The sequence below is a fragment of the Leptospira ainazelensis genome, from assembly GCF_016918785.1.
Taxonomy (GTDB): Bacteria; Spirochaetota; Leptospiria; order Leptospirales; family Leptospiraceae; genus Leptospira; species Leptospira ainazelensis.
This window is the reverse complement of record NZ_JAFFPT010000087.1, coordinates 1-16,555: the sequence shown is the minus strand read 5'-3', so window position 1 is coordinate 16,555 and position 16,555 is coordinate 1. Positions and strand designations below refer to the sequence as shown.

Annotated in this window: 23 protein-coding genes; all 23 read right to left on the bottom strand. The window is 42.2% G+C overall.

Annotation, left to right across the window (positions count from 1 at the left end):
• Positions 1–91 precede the first annotated feature (91 nt).
• Positions 92–442, bottom strand: coding sequence for a hypothetical protein (locus tag JWG44_RS21810; RefSeq protein WP_205277138.1), 351 nt, complete (start codon positions 440–442; stop codon positions 92–94).
• A 29-nt stretch (positions 443–471) separates the two neighbouring features.
• Complete coding sequence (locus tag JWG44_RS21805) at positions 472–981, bottom strand: hypothetical protein (protein ID WP_205277137.1); 510 nt, start codon at positions 979–981, stop codon at positions 472–474.
• Positions 971–1,789 (bottom strand): hypothetical protein, encoded by an 819-nt coding sequence (locus JWG44_RS21800; RefSeq protein ID WP_205277136.1) that lies wholly within the window; start codon positions 1,787–1,789, stop codon positions 971–973. The genes JWG44_RS21805 and JWG44_RS21800 overlap by 11 nt, the downstream gene beginning before the upstream one ends.
• Positions 1,790–1,985: 196 nt before the next feature.
• Positions 1,986–2,363, bottom strand: a complete 378-nt coding sequence (locus tag JWG44_RS21795) for a hypothetical protein (protein ID WP_205277184.1) — start codon at positions 2,361–2,363, stop codon at positions 1,986–1,988.
• 47 nt (positions 2,364–2,410) lie between these two features.
• The gene (locus JWG44_RS21790) at positions 2,411–2,911 is read right to left on the bottom strand and encodes a hypothetical protein (protein WP_205277135.1); all 501 of its coding nucleotides are present in this window, start codon (positions 2,909–2,911) and stop codon (positions 2,411–2,413) included.
• The gene (locus JWG44_RS21785; RefSeq protein WP_205277134.1) at positions 2,911–3,234 is read right to left on the bottom strand and encodes a hypothetical protein; all 324 of its coding nucleotides are present in this window, start codon (positions 3,232–3,234) and stop codon (positions 2,911–2,913) included. Before JWG44_RS21785 ends, JWG44_RS21790 begins: the two co-directional genes overlap by 1 nt.
• Complete coding sequence (locus JWG44_RS21780) at positions 3,231–4,340, bottom strand: hypothetical protein (RefSeq protein WP_205277133.1); 1,110 nt, start codon at positions 4,338–4,340, stop codon at positions 3,231–3,233. The genes JWG44_RS21785 and JWG44_RS21780 overlap by 4 nt, the downstream gene beginning before the upstream one ends.
• Positions 4,337–4,993: a hypothetical protein gene (locus tag JWG44_RS21775; protein WP_205277132.1), complete on the bottom strand. Its 657-nt coding sequence runs from the start codon at positions 4,991–4,993 to the stop codon at positions 4,337–4,339. The genes JWG44_RS21780 and JWG44_RS21775 overlap by 4 nt, the downstream gene beginning before the upstream one ends.
• A 197-nt stretch (positions 4,994–5,190) precedes the next feature.
• A complete protein-coding gene (locus JWG44_RS21770) occupies positions 5,191–6,318 on the bottom strand; it encodes a P22 phage major capsid protein family protein (protein ID WP_205277131.1) in 1,128 nt (375 codons plus the stop codon).
• A gap of 12 nt (positions 6,319–6,330) precedes the next feature.
• Positions 6,331–7,170, bottom strand: a complete 840-nt coding sequence (locus JWG44_RS21765; RefSeq protein WP_205277130.1) for a hypothetical protein — start codon at positions 7,168–7,170, stop codon at positions 6,331–6,333.
• Positions 7,171–8,703 carry a YlbF family regulator gene (locus JWG44_RS21760; RefSeq protein ID WP_205277129.1) on the bottom strand — a complete coding sequence of 511 codons (1,533 nt, stop codon included), beginning with the start codon at positions 8,701–8,703 and terminating at the stop codon, positions 7,171–7,173. It lies immediately after the preceding gene.
• A gap of 142 nt (positions 8,704–8,845) precedes the next feature.
• Positions 8,846–10,246, bottom strand: a complete 1,401-nt coding sequence (locus JWG44_RS21755; RefSeq protein ID WP_205277128.1) for a terminase large subunit domain-containing protein — start codon at positions 10,244–10,246, stop codon at positions 8,846–8,848.
• A complete protein-coding gene (locus JWG44_RS21750) occupies positions 10,243–10,671 on the bottom strand; it encodes a hypothetical protein (RefSeq protein WP_205277127.1) in 429 nt (142 codons plus the stop codon). The genes JWG44_RS21755 and JWG44_RS21750 overlap by 4 nt, the downstream gene beginning before the upstream one ends.
• Positions 10,664–11,287: a ParB N-terminal domain-containing protein gene (locus tag JWG44_RS21745; protein WP_205277183.1), complete on the bottom strand. Its 624-nt coding sequence runs from the start codon at positions 11,285–11,287 to the stop codon at positions 10,664–10,666. Before JWG44_RS21745 ends, JWG44_RS21750 begins: the two co-directional genes overlap by 8 nt.
• 101 nt (positions 11,288–11,388) lie before the next feature.
• The gene (locus JWG44_RS22730) at positions 11,389–12,693 is read right to left on the bottom strand and encodes a putative antirestriction adenine methyltransferase (protein WP_205277126.1); all 1,305 of its coding nucleotides are present in this window, start codon (positions 12,691–12,693) and stop codon (positions 11,389–11,391) included.
• The gene (locus JWG44_RS21735) at positions 12,693–13,085 is read right to left on the bottom strand and encodes a DUF488 family protein, N3 subclade (protein ID WP_205277125.1); all 393 of its coding nucleotides are present in this window, start codon (positions 13,083–13,085) and stop codon (positions 12,693–12,695) included. The genes JWG44_RS22730 and JWG44_RS21735 overlap by 1 nt, the downstream gene beginning before the upstream one ends.
• Positions 13,082–13,273, bottom strand: a complete 192-nt coding sequence (locus JWG44_RS21730) for a hypothetical protein (RefSeq protein WP_205277124.1) — start codon at positions 13,271–13,273, stop codon at positions 13,082–13,084. The genes JWG44_RS21735 and JWG44_RS21730 overlap by 4 nt, the downstream gene beginning before the upstream one ends.
• Entirely contained in the window at positions 13,270–13,746 is a 477-nt protein-coding gene (locus JWG44_RS21725) for a DUF6908 domain-containing protein (protein WP_205277123.1), read from the bottom strand. The genes JWG44_RS21730 and JWG44_RS21725 overlap by 4 nt, the downstream gene beginning before the upstream one ends.
• 98 nt (positions 13,747–13,844) lie before the next feature.
• Positions 13,845–14,153, bottom strand: a complete 309-nt coding sequence (locus JWG44_RS21720; RefSeq protein WP_232371794.1) for a hypothetical protein — start codon at positions 14,151–14,153, stop codon at positions 13,845–13,847.
• Positions 14,154–14,379: 226 nt separating this feature from the next.
• Complete coding sequence (locus tag JWG44_RS21715; RefSeq protein ID WP_205277122.1) at positions 14,380–14,610, bottom strand: hypothetical protein; 231 nt, start codon at positions 14,608–14,610, stop codon at positions 14,380–14,382.
• Entirely contained in the window at positions 14,607–15,020 is a 414-nt protein-coding gene (locus tag JWG44_RS21710; RefSeq protein ID WP_205277121.1) for a hypothetical protein, read from the bottom strand. Before JWG44_RS21710 ends, JWG44_RS21715 begins: the two co-directional genes overlap by 4 nt.
• Before the next feature lie 15 nt (positions 15,021–15,035).
• A complete protein-coding gene (locus tag JWG44_RS21705) occupies positions 15,036–15,269 on the bottom strand; it encodes a hypothetical protein (RefSeq protein ID WP_232371793.1) in 234 nt (77 codons plus the stop codon).
• A complete protein-coding gene (locus tag JWG44_RS21700) occupies positions 15,266–16,339 on the bottom strand; it encodes a helix-turn-helix domain-containing protein (protein ID WP_205277120.1) in 1,074 nt (357 codons plus the stop codon). Before JWG44_RS21700 ends, JWG44_RS21705 begins: the two co-directional genes overlap by 4 nt.
• Positions 16,340–16,555 lie beyond the last annotated feature (216 nt).

Sequence of the window (16,555 nt, the reverse complement as noted above, 5' to 3'; positions counted from 1 at the left end):
CGTCTGCGAGGGCTGCGTCAAAAGTTTTTTGAAGCGGCCTTTTATCACCGACGATTGCAACGTTAACTGTCGCTGAGTTATTCCCCAGTCGCTACTCTTCGCGTATCACGATTCCGTTTTTCCTCTCAATATGTTCTTCTTTTAGTTTTTTCCAAAAGTCCGCAGATTCCGATTTCGCCTTCCAGAACGCTTTTTCGTATTCTTCTTGTGTCATTTTCTGAGACGCGCGAACTACCTTTAGAGATTTCATCTCCTTGTCTAAATCTGCGATTCTCCCTGTGATCACTTCTGCGAGCTCCGGTTTGAGATAGATCGCGAGAACGAGACGATTTCTGTATTCTTCTAACTCCAAATACTGAAGAGCTAAAAGCCTTGCGGTAAGTCCGTGATAGTTTAATGTTTTTACCGTTTCTTCCCGAACTCCGGAGCGGATGAGTTTCATCTGTGCAAGAAGCATCTCCGAGTCGGGGTCTACTTTTTTACCCTTGAGTCTCCGGGATGGCGTTTGGTTGCGAGTTCTACTTCATTCAAGAATTTGAATACGAAGGTAAAGTCGGGATAAAAGAAGGGGATTCGGTTTAAAACATCGATGTGTTTTTCCGGTTCAAATACTGCGATTTGAAACTTTTCTCTCAGGTAGGTGAGAATTCTATCCCCGTATTTCTTTGCTTCTTTTTGCTTTTTGATAAACTGAGCACAGTCATCAGAGGAAACATACTGAGTCAGATCCTTACAAAAATCGACAAAGGAAACCGCGTCTTCTAAGGCTACGAGCTTGTAAATTTCATAGAGTTCTGAAATTGCGTGATTCGTTTCATTAAAAGCGTTTGAGTGTTGTTCAATCGCGAGTTCCAACTTGTCTTGAATTTTTGAAAGTCGTTCGTGAAGACCAATCGTTGAAACATTTACTGGGATTGTAACTTCACCCCCACCCGGAATCAGGATAGTGGTTTCGTTGTATTTGCTTAGGTTATGCGACATTCAAATCTCCTAAATAGTAGGCGACCGGAAGTCCTCTAAAGGTTGTGTTTGGATCCACAAGACTTTCGAATTTGAGTTCCACAGAGAGCGGAGTCTTTCCATCGAATTCCCATTTCGGTTCGGGGTAGAGCATCGTATTCGGAAGGATTAAAAGATCCATCGGATCTAGGGAGCGAGTTCGAGGTGCGATAAGACCTGTTAGGTGAAGCTCTTGACCATTGCCCGCTTCGATGCTATCCCACATCTTCACGGTTCTTGCGGCACCCTTGATGTTTCCCGTGAGTGAATCATAGTTTATCAAATATCCTCTGATAACCTTTTGGATCACCTCTTGCACGGGTTCGATGATCTCGATACTCGTCGTCACCATGTAGCTGTTGAGAGTTTTTTTAAACGCTTGTGCTCCCATCTGCATGGCTACGTGTTCTGCGTATCCAAGAGACTCCTGCATCGTCGCCTTGAGACTCATCCCCAAATCCCACATATCGGCGACTTTGAATGTGACGGCTGATGCGGCCACCGCTCCGATCGGTTCTCTCAGTTCAAGTGCTGTCGGTCCCGTTATGGTTTTAATTTTACGAAGACCGGCGAGGGATCCGATCTTTAGATACTGTCCTACTTCCAGTTTCGTAAAATCCGTCCCGGTTCCGGTGACGATCGTATCGTTAGCCGCAACCGTTATCGTTCCCGGTTGCGTTAGAGTTTTAGAAAGTGGTTTTCCGAAATCGGTTGCGATAGGACTAATCGAACCCGTCGGTCTTCCAATAACGGCGGAACCTTCCGGCTTTATTAAATCTTCAATTGCCATTTACAGCTCACTCGGGAGAGCTTTGTTTCGCGTTTTGTTTTGGTTTCTCCGGATTGGCTTGTTTTGGCTCGAAAAGTTTAAATAGAGGATCTTTTAGAAAATTCTCTACTTCTGATTTTGGAACTCGTACTGTAACGTCTCCGTTTCGAGTGGACCGGAGGAGCGTTACTTGCTCTTCTTCATTCATCTTCCCTCCTTAGGAAATGACAAAGCTCGCGTTGTAACGATACTCACCGTTCAATACTTGGCCGATGAGTCGAATCTCTCTTCCTTGAATGACTCGCAAGACGATTGGAGGAAGATCTGGAGGGGTTTTTCCTTGCGGAAGATTTTGTGGAGTGGGAAGCGTAACGTTATACTTTTCGTTTAACTTTTCATACAAATCAAATGCGATGTCTTTGGACCGGGGAAGTGTTTTTGCTATACACAAAAAATCAATTTGAGTCCTTCCAAAAGGATCGGGGTTTGTAAATATATTGTGAATGACTAAAATCTTCTCTACTTGCTCTTTCGGGGTCTCTACAAAGGGTTGGAGAATGTTTGTATAAGAAGAAAATTCCAGTTGGAGTTTCATCCAGTCGACCAGGTATTCAACCAAGTATTTGTGAGTCGTTACGTCACTCATTTGAACGTCTCCTGAAATAGGTCGTTAAAATGATCCGATACCTCTTCCACGATGTCGTCTGAATTGACCGGTTCTTGGAGTTTTCCTATCCAGCCCGGTCCGGTTCCAGGTTGCCTTCCCTTGAGAGTGATTGTATTTCCCGCGACTTTACTTTCTCCTCCTTGTTGCACTTCCGCATACGGAGCCTCGTAAATGGTTCGCGCTTCTAAGTCTCCGATATCAGAAATCACCGGAGGAAGTTTGAACTGCCCTTTTCCTGGACTCACCTCTTCTTCGTCTTTTACAAGTTTGTCGCCTACATAGATTGAGTAAGCTCCTTGCATGTAGCCTGTTTGTCTTTGAGGTTGAATCCCTGTTTTTGCACTCGCGACTTTTGCCGGGATTCCGAGAGATACGATCTCAAACGCTTTCTTTGCGATCTCTATTATTTTCTCAGGAAACTTCCTTCCGATTCTTTCTTTGTATTCTGTGTCGTCTACTTCCCAGTCTTTTCCCACTACGCCTCAATCTCGATATGATGTACGTTTTGATTTGCGTCGGGAGCTGGATAGAAAAAGAGAATCGAAAGGTATCTTCCCCTGAAAGAAAAGTCTTCGCGGGTGATTCCTTGCGGCCACTTGATTAGATCTGTAGAACGAATATCTTGGTCAGGTAAAATATCAGCATGAACGGAAGTATATGCGATCCCGTTGTCTGTCGTTCTCAGTCTTGTCTTTGGTTTCCAACTTTCCGCAAAGACTGTTAAGTGTTCGGACAATTCTTCATCAACAGAATTGTCGGCTGCGTTGTAGCGAGGTCTTAGGATCTCGAAAGGAATCACAATGCAACACTCCTTTCAGGAATCGTTTTCCCTTGTTTTCTAAACCACTTACGGGCAATTTTTTCATTCGACCGAGTTGCTATGAGAGCGAACAGTTTTCTGTTGGATAAAACGAGAGGGAATATCCTGTGAGAACATCTGGGATGATAACCAGGTTTTTCTTTTTCTGTAAGAAATTTAAAAACTCTATTCTTTGCAAGTAAGGGATCGGTTGTATATATCTCGTCTTCGTGTGGCTTACAAACGTTTGCCGTTGTGTTGTGTCCGGGAACAGTATAGAGTGCGATTCCGGCTCTTTGTCCTTCCTCGATCGCGGCCGTAACCTGGCTATCAGTGATCCTTGATCTTGCGACAAGTTCAGCGTAGCTATCGACCTTGAAGTGAATCGGATCTCCATTCTTGTCAAGGATCTGGATATACTTCTTTTCTAAGAGTTTTGAATTGAGTCTTTCTAACTCTTCAAATTTCTTCTTTCCTATCTTCTCTAAAAAGAACTGTCTTGTCTCTTTGTCCCGAGGGGAAAGGATCTGGGTCGTTCTACTCTTTGAAAAATCTGTTTTGTAGAATAGTTCGATTACGTTCTTTCTTACTGAGGTGGGAGTTCCCGATTTTAAAAGTCCTTTTGCCACTGCTTCGGAAAGCTCCGATTCTGTCAGTACACCTTGTTTTGAAAGTTTGAAGTAGGTTCGAAACATTTCCTTGGATTGAATGGTTGCAATTCGAAAGTCATGCGCTGCGTCTCGAATGAGAACCGGCAAGGCTTTTGAATCAATGGAAGCGCCGGTGATATTCATCCCGGACTCTAAAATCAAACTCTCTGTGATACTTTTTCCATATCTGTAACTTCGAGTAAGGGCCTGTCCGATTCCCGCGTAGAAAGTGTTTAGAGTATTGTCATAGAGGGAGAGGATGTTTCTGTATCTTCTTTCGATAAAGGTAAGATATTCTTTTTGATCGGGGACGATCACGGCAAAATGATTCGTGGTCCTTCTTACGTATTCCTGAACCGCAAGATCGAGTTGGTTTTTAGCGTCCGAAAGAAATTCTTTTAGAATTTCAACCTGGCCCTGACTCATTTCCCGTAAAAGATCATCGTGGTATTTCATTTAAAAAAGAGAGACGGTTCTACCCTGAATAGTTTACCCGATTCCCGACTTCCTTCCTTTTTAACAAAGTCATATACGACTTCGGGAATATCTCGAACAGTTCCGTTTTTGTAAGTATAACTTTGATCGGAAATGGAGTAGGACTGAATTCCGTTTGCGCGGTTTTCATCGTGTTTGTTTGTGGGAGTTTTAAAAAGCTCTAAAGCAAAAACGATCTGAGCTTTTTTTAGTGAGTTTTCCGAAACACTTACTAAAGAAAAGGAAGTAGAGTTTTGGAGTCTTAAATACGCGGTATTCAGAGCTTCTCTTTTTCTTTGATAGATAGTGGTAAGAGACGCGACTTTAGTTTCCGGGATTCTTCGAAACCGAACGGGTTCTGTAATATCATATTCTATCAAAGAGATTTTTGCGCGCGAATCATCGATTACGGAAACAACTTTCACAAGTTGGGAGTCGATATCTAAAGTCTCACCGGCCACTAAAGGAATGTTCGATGAAAATTCAGTTCCGATTCCAAGTAAGTCTTTACCGATTGCGGTAACACTCCCAACTTGAAAATAATCTTTTCTCTCAGTATCTCTCCAGAGTTGTCCCCCGGAGAAATACTGTAGAAAATCATCGGACTCTCTTATTGTCACAAGCCCGACTTTCATGGTTAAACCCCTTCCCCTCCTTCTTGTGTTTGGCTTTTGTTTTTGGGTGAACCTGGAATACTCTTTTCCTTTAATTCTGGGATTTTGAAATCCGGGTGTTTGGAAAGAGCTTCGAGTTGAGAGGAGTCGGCAAGTAACTCGACTTCACTTCCGTCTGAGAGTCTCTTGTACACTTTGATAAGGTCTTTTTTCATACTTTAAGCCGCCGCGAGAATTCTTCCGATTCTGTTTGCGTTTATCACCTCTCCTCCATACAAAATATCATTTTGCACTTTGACCCTAAGTCCATCCGACCAAACCGATACTCTCACGGGAAGTCCCGCGAGCATAGCGACGACTGATCTTACTCCTGTTCCTTCCGGCATCGCTTTGTAGGCTCTTGCACCAAACGCAATCGCAGAAGGAGCGAAGGCCACCATGGAACGAGAAGCAATGAAAGTGATTACCGCATCATCCGCAACCGAACTTTTTAAAGGTCCGTCAAAGGTGATCTTAGTCGTTACACCCAAAGTCTTCTCCGTTCTCAATACAGTATGAAAGGGAGAACCCGTTTCACCGGCCACGGTAAAAACGTCACCGGGTCTAATCGGTGCGAACGTATCGTTAAAAGCATCGACTACCATTTCCGAATCCCCGGCCGCGTATCCGCTTGAGTGATTTACCGCTCCTGCAAGGTCGGTCGGAGTATATGTTTCGATTGCGTGGTTTTCAGATACGTTAAACCCCAATGCTCTTGTGATTTTCCCGTCCCGAAGTGCGCTTGTATCACCCGACTCATTTGCTTTGAAAAACTCTGGGATCGACAAAAGACTTCCGTAATCATCCGGCGCACAAACGAGCTGTTTTTCACCCGTTACTTTGTTATTTGATAACAAGGTTCGAAGCTTCACCATCGTGTTCTTGTCTATCCCACTTCTTCCATCGATGATGTTTTTCGATTTTAAAGAGAGGTTGTAAATAAACTTGTTTACGGTTGTATAGAGAGAAAGCGCCATCGGGGCCGCATACTTTTCAATCAAATCATACGGGCTTAAAGACAACTCTGTAGAGGTTAAGATGATTGTCTTTTTTTTAGATTCGGTAAGCTCTACCTTCTTTGCCTCTTGATGAACATCTGTTGCATCCGGATCTTCGTTTGGATCGTAATCGTCCGCGTCTCCGAAGTTTGGAGTGATTGGCACCGTTACTTTGTCTCCCACTTCTGCGAGCTTTTGCTCGATCGATCTTGATACTTGATTTTGAAAATTCAAAACGCCTGAATCTAATTGATCCCATCCATCAAACCAAAACTCAGGATACAAAACATCCTGTCCTGTATTCGACATCTTACCTACTCGTTAGTCAACGATCATCGTTTGGATTCCGGCTTTCATCTTTTCGAGCCGTTCTTGTCTTACCTCGGGCTTTGCTAAGTCAGCTCGCTTGTATGCAACTTGTCCGGTTGTAGTTAAGCGGCCTCCTTTCACAGAAGTTCCTGATCCTGGAATGAGATTACTTTTTAAGAGATTTGCGTTTGAAGGATGAGCGAGCCACTTTGATGCCGCGTCTTCGGGTTCTAATTCTTGAACTCCTGCGCCGTCGCCTACATCGAGTTTTAGAAGGACTTTGAAAGTTCCTTCGTCTTTGTTCTCAACAACGACCGGTTGGCTGATCGCTTTTAGAAGCATGAGAGCCTGTTTTTGGTCATAGAGGTTGTGTTTTGATAACGCGGAGTAGAGTTCGGTGTTGATTGTTTTCTCTCGAAAGAGGAGTTCATATCGTTCCCGATTTCTTTTTTCGAGTTCTACTAAGTTATTTACCTTCTTTAACTCAACGTTTAACCTCGCGGCCTCCCGTTCTTTCTCCGGAAGTTTTTCAAGTTCAAGCTGGTGTAACTTTTCTTGAAGTTCTTTCAAAGCAGGACTTTCCCCTTTTGCCGCTTCTTCCAAAGCTTTCAGTTTACTGGAAGTTGTTCTGTGTTCTGCGGAAAGTTTTCCGAAACCTTGTGCGAGTTCTTTTGGAATATTGTATGTGTTTCCTCCGAATTTAAACTCTGTGAGTTCAGGTTCGCTATTTTGTCCTCCAGACTCCCCACCTGCTTCGCTACTTTCGCCGTTTGTTCCTTCACCTCCTCCCGATCCGTCTCCCTCTCCTACTGGACTCATCACTCTGTAAAGTTGAGATATCCATATCTTCATTTAATTCACCTGTTCTCGGCTATTCACCGTTCGCGTTTGTGTCGGGGCCGCTCCCCGTGCGTTTTTTCGTTCCTGATTGTTTGCTCCCATATCGGAGGAAGCGGCCGTAGGATTACTTTGATCTGTGAGAAACTTCTCCAGAAAACCGGGGAGAGCTTCTTCATCGGTAAAATCGATGTCTGAAAAGAGTTTGTCTTTTTCCTTTTCGCCTAGTTCTGGAAAGGCTTTGTTTACAATCTCTTTTGCGATTCGCTTTTTAACTGCGGAGTATTTGAGAGTTTCGAAAATAGAAAGAAGGGTTTTTACGGTCTCCGCGATATCAATGGTTTCGAATTTTTTCTGATACGTGATCTTTATCTGATCTTTTGAAATTTTAGTTTTTAGCCAGAGTGAAAAAAGTTCAAAGATTTCAATCTCACACTTTTCAAGTCTTGTCGCTCCTGACAAAAGAAATGCTTTTGCTTCTCTAAACTCTAAGGACTTTGCAATTCCTGATTGCGGACCTGTCTTTTCTTGGTCTTTATCAAGTCCTACTTTTTGAAGAATCTTTTTAGAAAGACGATCTACAACAATTCCAAGTCCTGTAAGATCCTCGATTCCAGGGCCTATGAAGTTTGGAGCGGAACCGGATTCTTTGTCGTACGTGATAAAGGAAAGACTTCCAATTCCTTCTTGTTCTAACTTTTCTGGAAGAGTGCCGGGATATATGAAGATCTTAAAAGCACCGGAATAGATGACCTCATCTTCTACCGATAGAAGGTTATATATCTTCCGATCAATGATCGCGATGTCTTCAAATACAGTTTGATTGATGGGACTTGAGTCATTGTCAGACCAGGATACAAAGAGAAGCGGAACCCGGTTTAAAGAATGTGGTACTGGCTCACTTGCGATGACCTTTCCATCTTTGTTCCGAGTGAAGTCTTGATAGAACGACTTAGTCCAAAGCCTGAACTCTTGAATCTTCTGACGTTCTTTAAACGGATCCTCATCAGCAAGATACGAATTGTCGAGTAACACCCAAAGAAGAGATCCCTTCTCGTCTAAAGAGAAGTCTCGAATCTGGCCCAGTTCATACAATACGCAGTATGGTTTTAATCCTTGCGCATTTATATCGGCCTGGGTTTTGATTTTCTCGGGATCAAAAGTTGGAGAATCGACAAGTATCGCGCAGGTGCAAAGAAGAGATTTTGTCGCGACCTCTTGCATGAACTCACCCAAACTTTGGCGTTCATTTGCGTGTTCGAGGAAAGGTTTTAGAGAATCAGGAATATCCCTGGTTGGATTTGTATCAAAGATGAGTCCGGTTAAGGTTTCGACGACTGGAGACGTGTGGTTTAAAAATACGGATCTCTTCTTTCTATTTTCGTAGGAGAATGTATTTTCTTTTGTATATTGGAAGAGATGATTTTTTCCAATATAGGCGAGTCCTCCAAGAAACGAATCAGTGATGAGTTCCCAAGCAGGAATCTTTGATTCTATATCCGGGTGTCTCCTTTTTAGTATGATTTCGTAGTCTTGTGTCTCTGGCATGAGTTTTTAAAAATCAGTTTGTTACCCCTTTTTCGTTGAAGGATCCAACGTGAGACCAATTCGATTTTAAAAAATCCAAACGGCCTATTTTTACTATATCTTCTCGATGGAAAACAGTCAGTAAAAACGCGCGTTTTGTTTTTTAAGAAGCAAGGCCGAAGGATGCAACAAAGACTTTTTCAATCGACATGTAGTAAACACCCGAACCTCCATCTACGATGTCGTCGTGACCTTTTCCATCTCCGATAAAGTTGTGAAGAGTGGAGAGAATTGTTTCGATTGAAGTGTTAGGACTGTGGACGATGACCACTTTTCCAATGCCGGCGAGGCCCGCCCAAGGAAGTGCGCGTGAGAGTTTATCTCCATGAGGGGGATACGATACACACTCAACTCCAATCTCGGCAAGAAGCGAGATGATATCTTCTGCGGCCCCCTTACCCGTTGCACCGGGTTCTTTTTCAACGCCTACTTTTACTTTGCCGTATTTTGCGTATTGAATCTTGTCGAGTTCGGATTCTCTCTGGATCCATTTCTTTACGTCATGCCAAGCGAGCCGGTTCTGATCGAATTTTAAGTAAAGGATCCCGTCTTTGAATCCACCGATTGCGGTTGCGGTAAAATCGGGATCGTCTTTCGCAGTTTTTTTTACAGTCGCAGCCAAGTCCCAGAAGCGAAATAGCTTCATGTCATTTGGAAAATCCGGTGCGTGTCCAAACCAGTGACGGTTAAAAACTTTTCCGGCGGTCGGCCTTGCATTCCAATTGCCTTCTAAGTAACGCTCACGCTCATAGTCGGCCATTGACTTGAGGTTTGCCAAGTAGCCAGGGTTTTTCTCTAAAAGGATTTTGTTATCATATACAGAAGACCTAATAAACGTAACCGACCGTATATCCTGTTCTGTGAAGTCTCGGAAACTGTGTGTGAGTTCTTTTTTAGAGTCCGCGAAGTAAAATTCATTCTTCACCCGAAGAAAATAGCGGATCTTTCCATCTCGTTCAGGAATGGGAAGACCGGTATCTCGGTCTATCCACCAATCAAGGAACCTTCTTATCCAAGAATCTGGATCCGGGTTACACGTAGCTCGAACGTATGGTAAAACCCCACTTCCCGATCGGTTCCGGGATCCCATGAAGAAAAATGTGTCTTCTGAAAACTGGTTACACTCATCAAAATAGAATCCGGCAACTTGCGAACCTTCCCAACTAAACTTTGTTTTCTCAAGTTGGAGGTGGTGATATTGGATACTTGCTTTTTTGATTCTGTATTCAAGAGCCGGAGACTCGCGAGCGATTCCACCCAGGAGAGGATAAAGGTTATTTGCTTCGTCCCAAAGTCCTCCGGGCTTACGAAGGTCCGTTGAGTTCTTCCGAAAAAAGACTGCGGTGAATTTTGGTATGTGGATGTATCGTAACGGATCAATCGTAATCGCATACGACTTTCCTCCGCCTTTAGCTCCTCCAAAAAAAGCAATGTCAACAGGAGTTGCTAGAAAACTTTCTTGCGGTCCGGGTTGGGCCTGGATGATTCGCGAACCTATATTCAAGTAGAACTTTTAGAATCGTTTTGGTTTACATCAATCGGAGTTCTTCCATTGTCGGGTAAGTAAACTACAACCTGTTGCACTTCTTTCTCAACAGAGACTTTGTCTTTTCTCCCCCACTCTTCCGGCCATCTTCTTTCGAGTATCCATGCCTTCGCTTGCCAAGAGTCACTCTTTTGGATGTCGCTTAGGAGTTTGATCTTTGCGAGTGCTTCTTTTTCCGCAAGTTCCTGCACAAATTGCACATATTCGGAATTTCGTTTCTCGGTTGGCTCGGTCCCTTTTGCTTTCCACTGATAGAAGGCACGTTCTGAAATTCCCGCGAGTGCACAAGAAGACTCGTATGTATGACCGTTTGAGATCGCGGCGAAAAACTTTTCTTTTACCTTCTCGCTTAACTTGGAAGGTCTTCCGCTCTGTTTAGGCACAGGATTCGTTATCGTTTTCGCGGATCCATTCTTCACAGATCTCGATCATCTTGATGAACGCGACAGAATGGTTTTTTACGTTGAGTCTTCTTTTAACTTCCGTCATCGTCTCAACGAATCTTTCGAAGTCCCCGAGGACAACGCGGTCTCTTTTGTCATCGATGATCTTTTTTTCTAAGGCTTCTAAGGTGAGATCGATTCTTTTTAAATCGAGGTCTGCATAGAAGAGTCTGATTTCGTTTAACTGAATGTCGGATTCGGAAATCGGGATGAGCTCCGGGATTTGGTAGTTTAGGAGTGCTTGCTCGTCAATTCCTGAGTAGGCTTTCCAATCGAGTTCTTTGATTTGGAGGTAGAGGGTTTTTAGGATTCCTAAATCGTCCTGTCCTGAAATGGAGTTGTGAGAAAGTTGAATCGCTAGTTCTCTTTCCGAATCGATATCCTCTATATACAAAACTAGAATCGCCGGGAGTTTTGCTTTGATCGATGCGGTAACTCTGTGGTTTCCTGAAATGATTTTGTATTTCTCATCTATTTTTACCGCAAAGGGAAGTTGAGAGAGAAACCCGTCCCTTTTTACGTTCTCAACGAGTCTGTTCATTTGATCCGGCGTCATGAAACGAGCGTTTACCGTGAGAAGTTCGCAGTCTTTTACCGGATCTACCCAGGCGAGTTTGTAAGGAGCTATGAACTGATTGATTTCCTGAAGTTTTGCATTTATTTCCTCTTTGTCTGGAACCATGTTTTGAATATTTCAACCATTGACGCGTTTGAGAATTCTTGGGAGTAGACTAACTTCCCTTTTTTTCTTTCGGTGAGTTCATACACTCCCCTGTATTTCATCGATACCGGGTGTTCTGTATATACGGAAGTCTTCACACCTCTATACGCGTGTAAATAGTGGCTTCTAAGTAGTTTTTTTACTTCTTTGGAAAGTAAAAGCATGATGAGAAGTTTTGAGAGTCTTCTTTCTCCGGATTTCACAACAAAATCAGAAGATACAAACATAGAGTCCATATTGCTCATGAACTTTTTAAATCCTGCAAATCCGAAAACCTTTCCATCCACAAGAAACGCGATCCCAAAATCTTCTTTGTCTGAATAGTTTACTCTCGAAGACATGAAGATATGTTTGTAGTGAAAGATCAGATCCGAAGTTACCTTCGCAATTTCAATTTTAGAATTTTCTGTGAATTGGAAATCACTCGGAATAATTTTGAGGGTTGGGTTTTCGTTACTTTGAGCCGGAGAAAAAAAGTAAGTTTTGTGAGCCTTGACACTAGTGTAAAGTGCTACGTCTTTTTTATTTGAATACTTAACGATTCCTTTTTTGAAAGGTGCGAGTTCGGGGAAATCGATATCTGAATAGATTACTGATTCTCCTGTCTCCAAAAGGTTTAAGTAAGTTTTTTCTGCATTCTTGCTATCAAAAAGATTGTAAGTCGCTTTTTGGTATTCAAAGACCTCCTCTACGGTTTTGTACATCTTCTCATATCCGCCTTTGTAAGTCGGAGCAAATAGAAAACTCACTCCCTCACAATTCTGGATATGGTTTAGAAAATCTCCAAAGTAAAAGGATTCTATTTTAAAATCAAAAACCCCTCCTGTTTCGAATTTCTTGATTGTTCTTTCATAGAACTCATCCCCTTTTTCTAAATACGACTCCCACATCTCTCTTTGGAAATCATTGGAACAAGGTCGAAATTTCGAAGTTTTCAAAACATACATCACTTCAACTAGCTTTCTGTATCTGGAATTCTTCGGCCATTTTTGAAAAACTCCCTTGAATATAGGGTCATTACACTTTAGATCCGTATCCTGAATTAGAATAATGTCCGCGATGAGTTTTGAATAAAGGGAGACATCGTTTGAATGGACTTTGTATCCAAGTCCTGAGAGAACACGGTCGATCGTAAAATTGCCAGAGCATCCTACAAAGATATCTCGAGATTTTTCAACCTTCGATAATATATCTACGAGGATCGCTCTGGCTTCCGGTGGGACAGAACCGATGAAACCCACTAAAAGAGTTTTGGTTGTTTCGTTTCTTCTTTTTTTTCTACTTCTTTGTTTTGGTATTCCAAAACTTTCATTCCTGTTTCCTTTTCGATCCACTCAGCTACGAGTCGCCGGTGACAAAAGTCTCCCGGTTTTTCGTAACAAAGTAGAGCGATGTCCTTTCCTTCTGATATCGAAATCAACTCTTCTAAAACGCTTACCGCATTGAGTTTAGAAAGCTTTTTGTTAAATCTCAGCGTGTATTCACCAGTTTGTATTTTCAAAGTCTCGCTATCAGGAGCCAAAGGGAAGTATTTGAGTCCAGGCCAAAACTTTGCGTGTCTCGCAATCGAAACCGGAACGATTTCAACGGGAAGATTTCGAACATTTCCAAAGTAACTCGTGTATATTTTCATCGCATCATTCCTGTAAAGGTAATTGGGCAGTGGTTTTTATTGTATTTTTTTGCAATTTGCCTACCTATCTCGTTTAGGCTTTTGAGGTGAGGGGCCGCAAGCTCCCTCGCCTCCTTGTAGTCTATTTCCTTGCTGAGTAGTCTCAGTTTTATGATTTGGATTTGGTATCTTGCGTCTTCGGCGTTCATTTTTGACCGCCCTTTTTTACTTTCGATGCAGTTACAAACCCTTGCTGTTTAATATTCTTGTCCCACTGTTCGGCAAATCTTTTCAACTGATACAAAAGGTTTTGGTCGGTACGGACAATCTTCCCGTCGTCATCCGTTGTATATACCTCATCGTATCTCGAAAACCTACCTCCATCTTGAATGAAAAGATAAGGGACGAGAACATTTTCAATTACGACTTTCGACGCCCCTTTTACAATTTTTAAAATCTCAACGTCTCTTACTTCAAAACACATTTCCGGATCTTTCATTAGATCCCCGTTTTGTTCAAAGTAATGAGCAACGCTGACCGAATCGTATCCGTGAGGTCCTTCTCCTATATACTCGATGTGAAGATCCATATACGGTCCGTTCTCAACTTTAATAGACTCGTCACCCTCTTTTAACTTCTCAAGCCCTCCTTTGTTTTTGATAATCTGTAGAATCGTTTTCATACGTTAGTCTCCTTTGACTGATTTTGTGTTTTAACCACTAGAAAAAGGATCTACTAAGTAAACTTTTATTTTTATTTAATACTTTTTGAATATACATTTCATTTCCACCCACACTCCTCAAGATGTGTCCTTACAAATTCCGCGTCCGCGTCTTTGATATACTGCGTTGTGTGAACTGGGAAATAATCTCTATGCGTATAGAGAGTTAGAAAGGATCTCCAAGAACCCATTCCCGAATCGTTTTTCATCGAAATGAGTTTGTGAATATCGTCTCCGGAGAGATCAAAGATTCTTTGGTTTTGGGAATTGTATCGTTCTACGTACCTTATGAATTTGTATCGATGAACGAGTTTTTGAAGAGTGTTCTGGGAGATCCGCATTGCGATCGCGGCTTCTCGGAACGTCATTCTGAGTTATGGTTTTTCGTTTGTTTTTGATCGATTGATCTAGGTTTGTTTAAGGGAAAATTTCCCAAAGAAAAGATAAGGACAAGAGCAAGGACTGCGAAAACGAAAAGACAAGCTCCTAACCAAAAGGTGTAAATTACTAAGATTCCATTCATTGGATGATGCGACTACCCTCCCTATCCCTGCGACTGAATTGCCGCAGGGTTCACGTTTGATAAAATAAAATTCATGCTATTTTTCCGGTTTCCGCAAAGTGCGATAGAAGTGGCGCAGCCATTCTCGCCATTTCCTGATCGAATCGAATTCTGTCTCCGTTATCAAGTCCAAACCAGAAAGACGGCTTGTCTCCAAGTTCGTTTGTTTCTTCGATACTGGAACTTCTCCCCAAAGCGTCTAAAAACTTTGCTTTTTGAAATCCTCTCGGGGTTGTATGGATGTATAACTGTCTTTCCTTCATGCGGACTTACTCCTTAATTGCGCGTTTGTTTGATCTGGGATTATCTCGCTTTCTTTTTTAATTAGGAGTTTACGAAAGCTTTCATCGCTTTCTTGTTTTTCTTTGTATTCTTTGGAAATCCAACTCAAAAGCAAAGGGTCAGGGTTTGCGTCGATCGGATCAAAATCCGTTACCAACTCTTCTTGCCCTATCCACTTAGTCCGTTTATCCTTGTAGCGGATCACTTGATACGTTTGAATCTCTTCCATTCCGGAAACAAGCATTGCGATACAAAGGAGTCCGCTTTTTTTGGATCTCACTGTAAAAAACCTTCCTCCTTCGAGTAACTTCCTCATTTCTTCTTTTCGAAATCCTTCTTCCAAGGCTTCGAAAAACTCAGCCTTTAGTTTTGAATCTGAAATCTTTTTCACTTTCTTTACGACTCTCTAAGCGGTTAGAATCTCTCTTCGCACACCGGCTTTCGGAATCCTACTTTCAAGCTCGTCGAAAATTACTTTTACTTCCGCAAGTTTCAACTTAGGATATGACCACTGTTTGATCTCCCAGGTTTTCTCCTTCGAGTATCCATTTTCAAAATGCCAGACAATCGACTCCTCTAATTCCTTATTCACTTGTTTTTCCTCCTTTGCTTTTTTTCCCAAAAAAATAATACCAATCATACAGCGACCTTTTTTACCTGTGAATGAAGAACAGGCGTTCCACCCTCTTCCTTTACAAACTTGTCGTATATCATTCGGATACTGGATGGCAACTCATCTGGAGTTTGAACTTTTCTAATTACCCCGACGGAGGAAGGAGAAAGTTTTGTACAAGCCCAATCTTCGAAAGAGTCGTAAATAGAAAGATTCGTTCGTTTCACTTCTGTCTTTATATCTTTCTCGGTTGTGCGAGAATTCTCAGTTTGAATTTTCCGGGGTTTCGTTTCTGCCAAAAGTAAAAGTGCATTGTAAGCGTTTTTGATATGGTCCTTGTAGGAAAAGGCAGAAGAAATGTTAACCGGTCTTGATTGCCAAAAAGTGTCGGTCTTAAATTTTTCAGAGTTACGAATTTTGATTAATTTCTGAATCATTTCCAAAACCAGTTCGGGTCTTGTTCCTTCCAGATATGTTTCAAAAAGTTTTACCTTTGTTTTTTCAGTCTCTGGCGAGTGATCGTATTCTCCCCATTCTCGAAGGATGAGATCACGAGCTTTGTCCTGAACATTCAACCAAGTAAGAATGTTTGATTTCGAGAGAGATCCCTTTTCTATCTCTTTTTTATGTTCTTTTATTATTCCTTTAATATCTGTTCCATATTCTGTGGAGTGCATACATTCCACACCGTGGGGAGTGGCCTCCTTAATTTGTGGATCATTGTCCATACCGTATGGAGTGGGTTCCTCTGTTTGTGGGGTGGCTTCGGGGTTCGGTTGTGGAGTGGGTTTTTGTACTTTTACGTTCGCAAACATTACACGCGCGGTCCCAAATTTAGTTTTTGTTAAACGAATTTTGATAACTCCTTTTCTAACCATTCTTGAAATCGCTTCCGATATCGCTTTTTCCGACTTCTCCATAATTTCGGCGAAATACGCATTCCCAGCCGTGCACCCTTCTTTCCGTTTCGAAAGATTAAATATCATCGAGAAAAGAATTTTTTCCTGATCGGTAAGTCCTAGACCATTTACGATCGTAAAATCGATCCATGTCCCGTCCATTCCGGACGGGCGCACTTTTCTTTTTAAAGCACTCATATATGTTCCGAGATTTCCGAAACGAGACTGTCCGGTTGGTCTTCTTGGTGTGCGTTACACTTTGGGCATACGAGTAGTTCGCTTTTTTTGTGGATATAGTTCTTTTCACATTCACAGTCCCAATACGTTTCGTGGAAATTTAAGTTTTCAAAAAACGAATCCCTTTTAGCCTCTGGGATTTCTTGGAAAATTTTGTAGAACTTTCTTTCTAAGTTG

Coding starts and splice junctions, on each gene's coding strand:
- JWG44_RS21715 (WP_205277122.1), bottom strand. CDS start 14,610: ATGAAGGAAAGACAGTTATACATCCATACAACCCCGAGAGGATTTCAA.
- JWG44_RS21795 (WP_205277184.1), bottom strand. CDS start 2,363: ATGAAACTCCAACTGGAATTTTCTTCTTATACAAACATTCTCCAACCC.
- JWG44_RS21725 (WP_205277123.1), bottom strand. CDS start 13,746: ATGAAAACGATTCTACAGATTATCAAAAACAAAGGAGGGCTTGAGAAG.
- JWG44_RS21805 (WP_205277137.1), bottom strand. CDS start 981: ATGTCGCATAACCTAAGCAAATACAACGAAACCACTATCCTGATTCCG.
- JWG44_RS21800 (WP_205277136.1), bottom strand. CDS start 1,789: ATGGCAATTGAAGATTTAATAAAGCCGGAAGGTTCCGCCGTTATTGGA.
- JWG44_RS21760 (WP_205277129.1), bottom strand. CDS start 8,703: ATGCCAGAGACACAAGACTACGAAATCATACTAAAAAGGAGACACCCG.
- JWG44_RS21780 (WP_205277133.1), bottom strand. CDS start 4,340: ATGAAATACCACGATGATCTTTTACGGGAAATGAGTCAGGGCCAGGTT.
- JWG44_RS21700 (WP_205277120.1), bottom strand. CDS start 16,339: ATGAGTGCTTTAAAAAGAAAAGTGCGCCCGTCCGGAATGGACGGGACA.
- JWG44_RS21745 (WP_205277183.1), bottom strand. CDS start 11,287: ATGACGCCGGATCAAATGAACAGACTCGTTGAGAACGTAAAAAGGGAC.
- JWG44_RS21770 (WP_205277131.1), bottom strand. CDS start 6,318: ATGTCGAATACAGGACAGGATGTTTTGTATCCTGAGTTTTGGTTTGAT.
- JWG44_RS21705 (WP_232371793.1), bottom strand. CDS start 15,269: ATGATTGGTATTATTTTTTTGGGAAAAAAAGCAAAGGAGGAAAAACAA.
- JWG44_RS21765 (WP_205277130.1), bottom strand. CDS start 7,170: ATGAAGATATGGATATCTCAACTTTACAGAGTGATGAGTCCAGTAGGA.
- JWG44_RS21810 (WP_205277138.1), bottom strand. CDS start 442: ATGAAACTCATCCGCTCCGGAGTTCGGGAAGAAACGGTAAAAACATTA.
- JWG44_RS21775 (WP_205277132.1), bottom strand. CDS start 4,993: ATGAAAGTCGGGCTTGTGACAATAAGAGAGTCCGATGATTTTCTACAG.
- JWG44_RS21735 (WP_205277125.1), bottom strand. CDS start 13,085: ATGAAAATATACACGAGTTACTTTGGAAATGTTCGAAATCTTCCCGTT.
- JWG44_RS21720 (WP_232371794.1), bottom strand. CDS start 14,153: ATGACGTTCCGAGAAGCCGCGATCGCAATGCGGATCTCCCAGAACACT.
- JWG44_RS21730 (WP_205277124.1), bottom strand. CDS start 13,273: ATGAACGCCGAAGACGCAAGATACCAAATCCAAATCATAAAACTGAGA.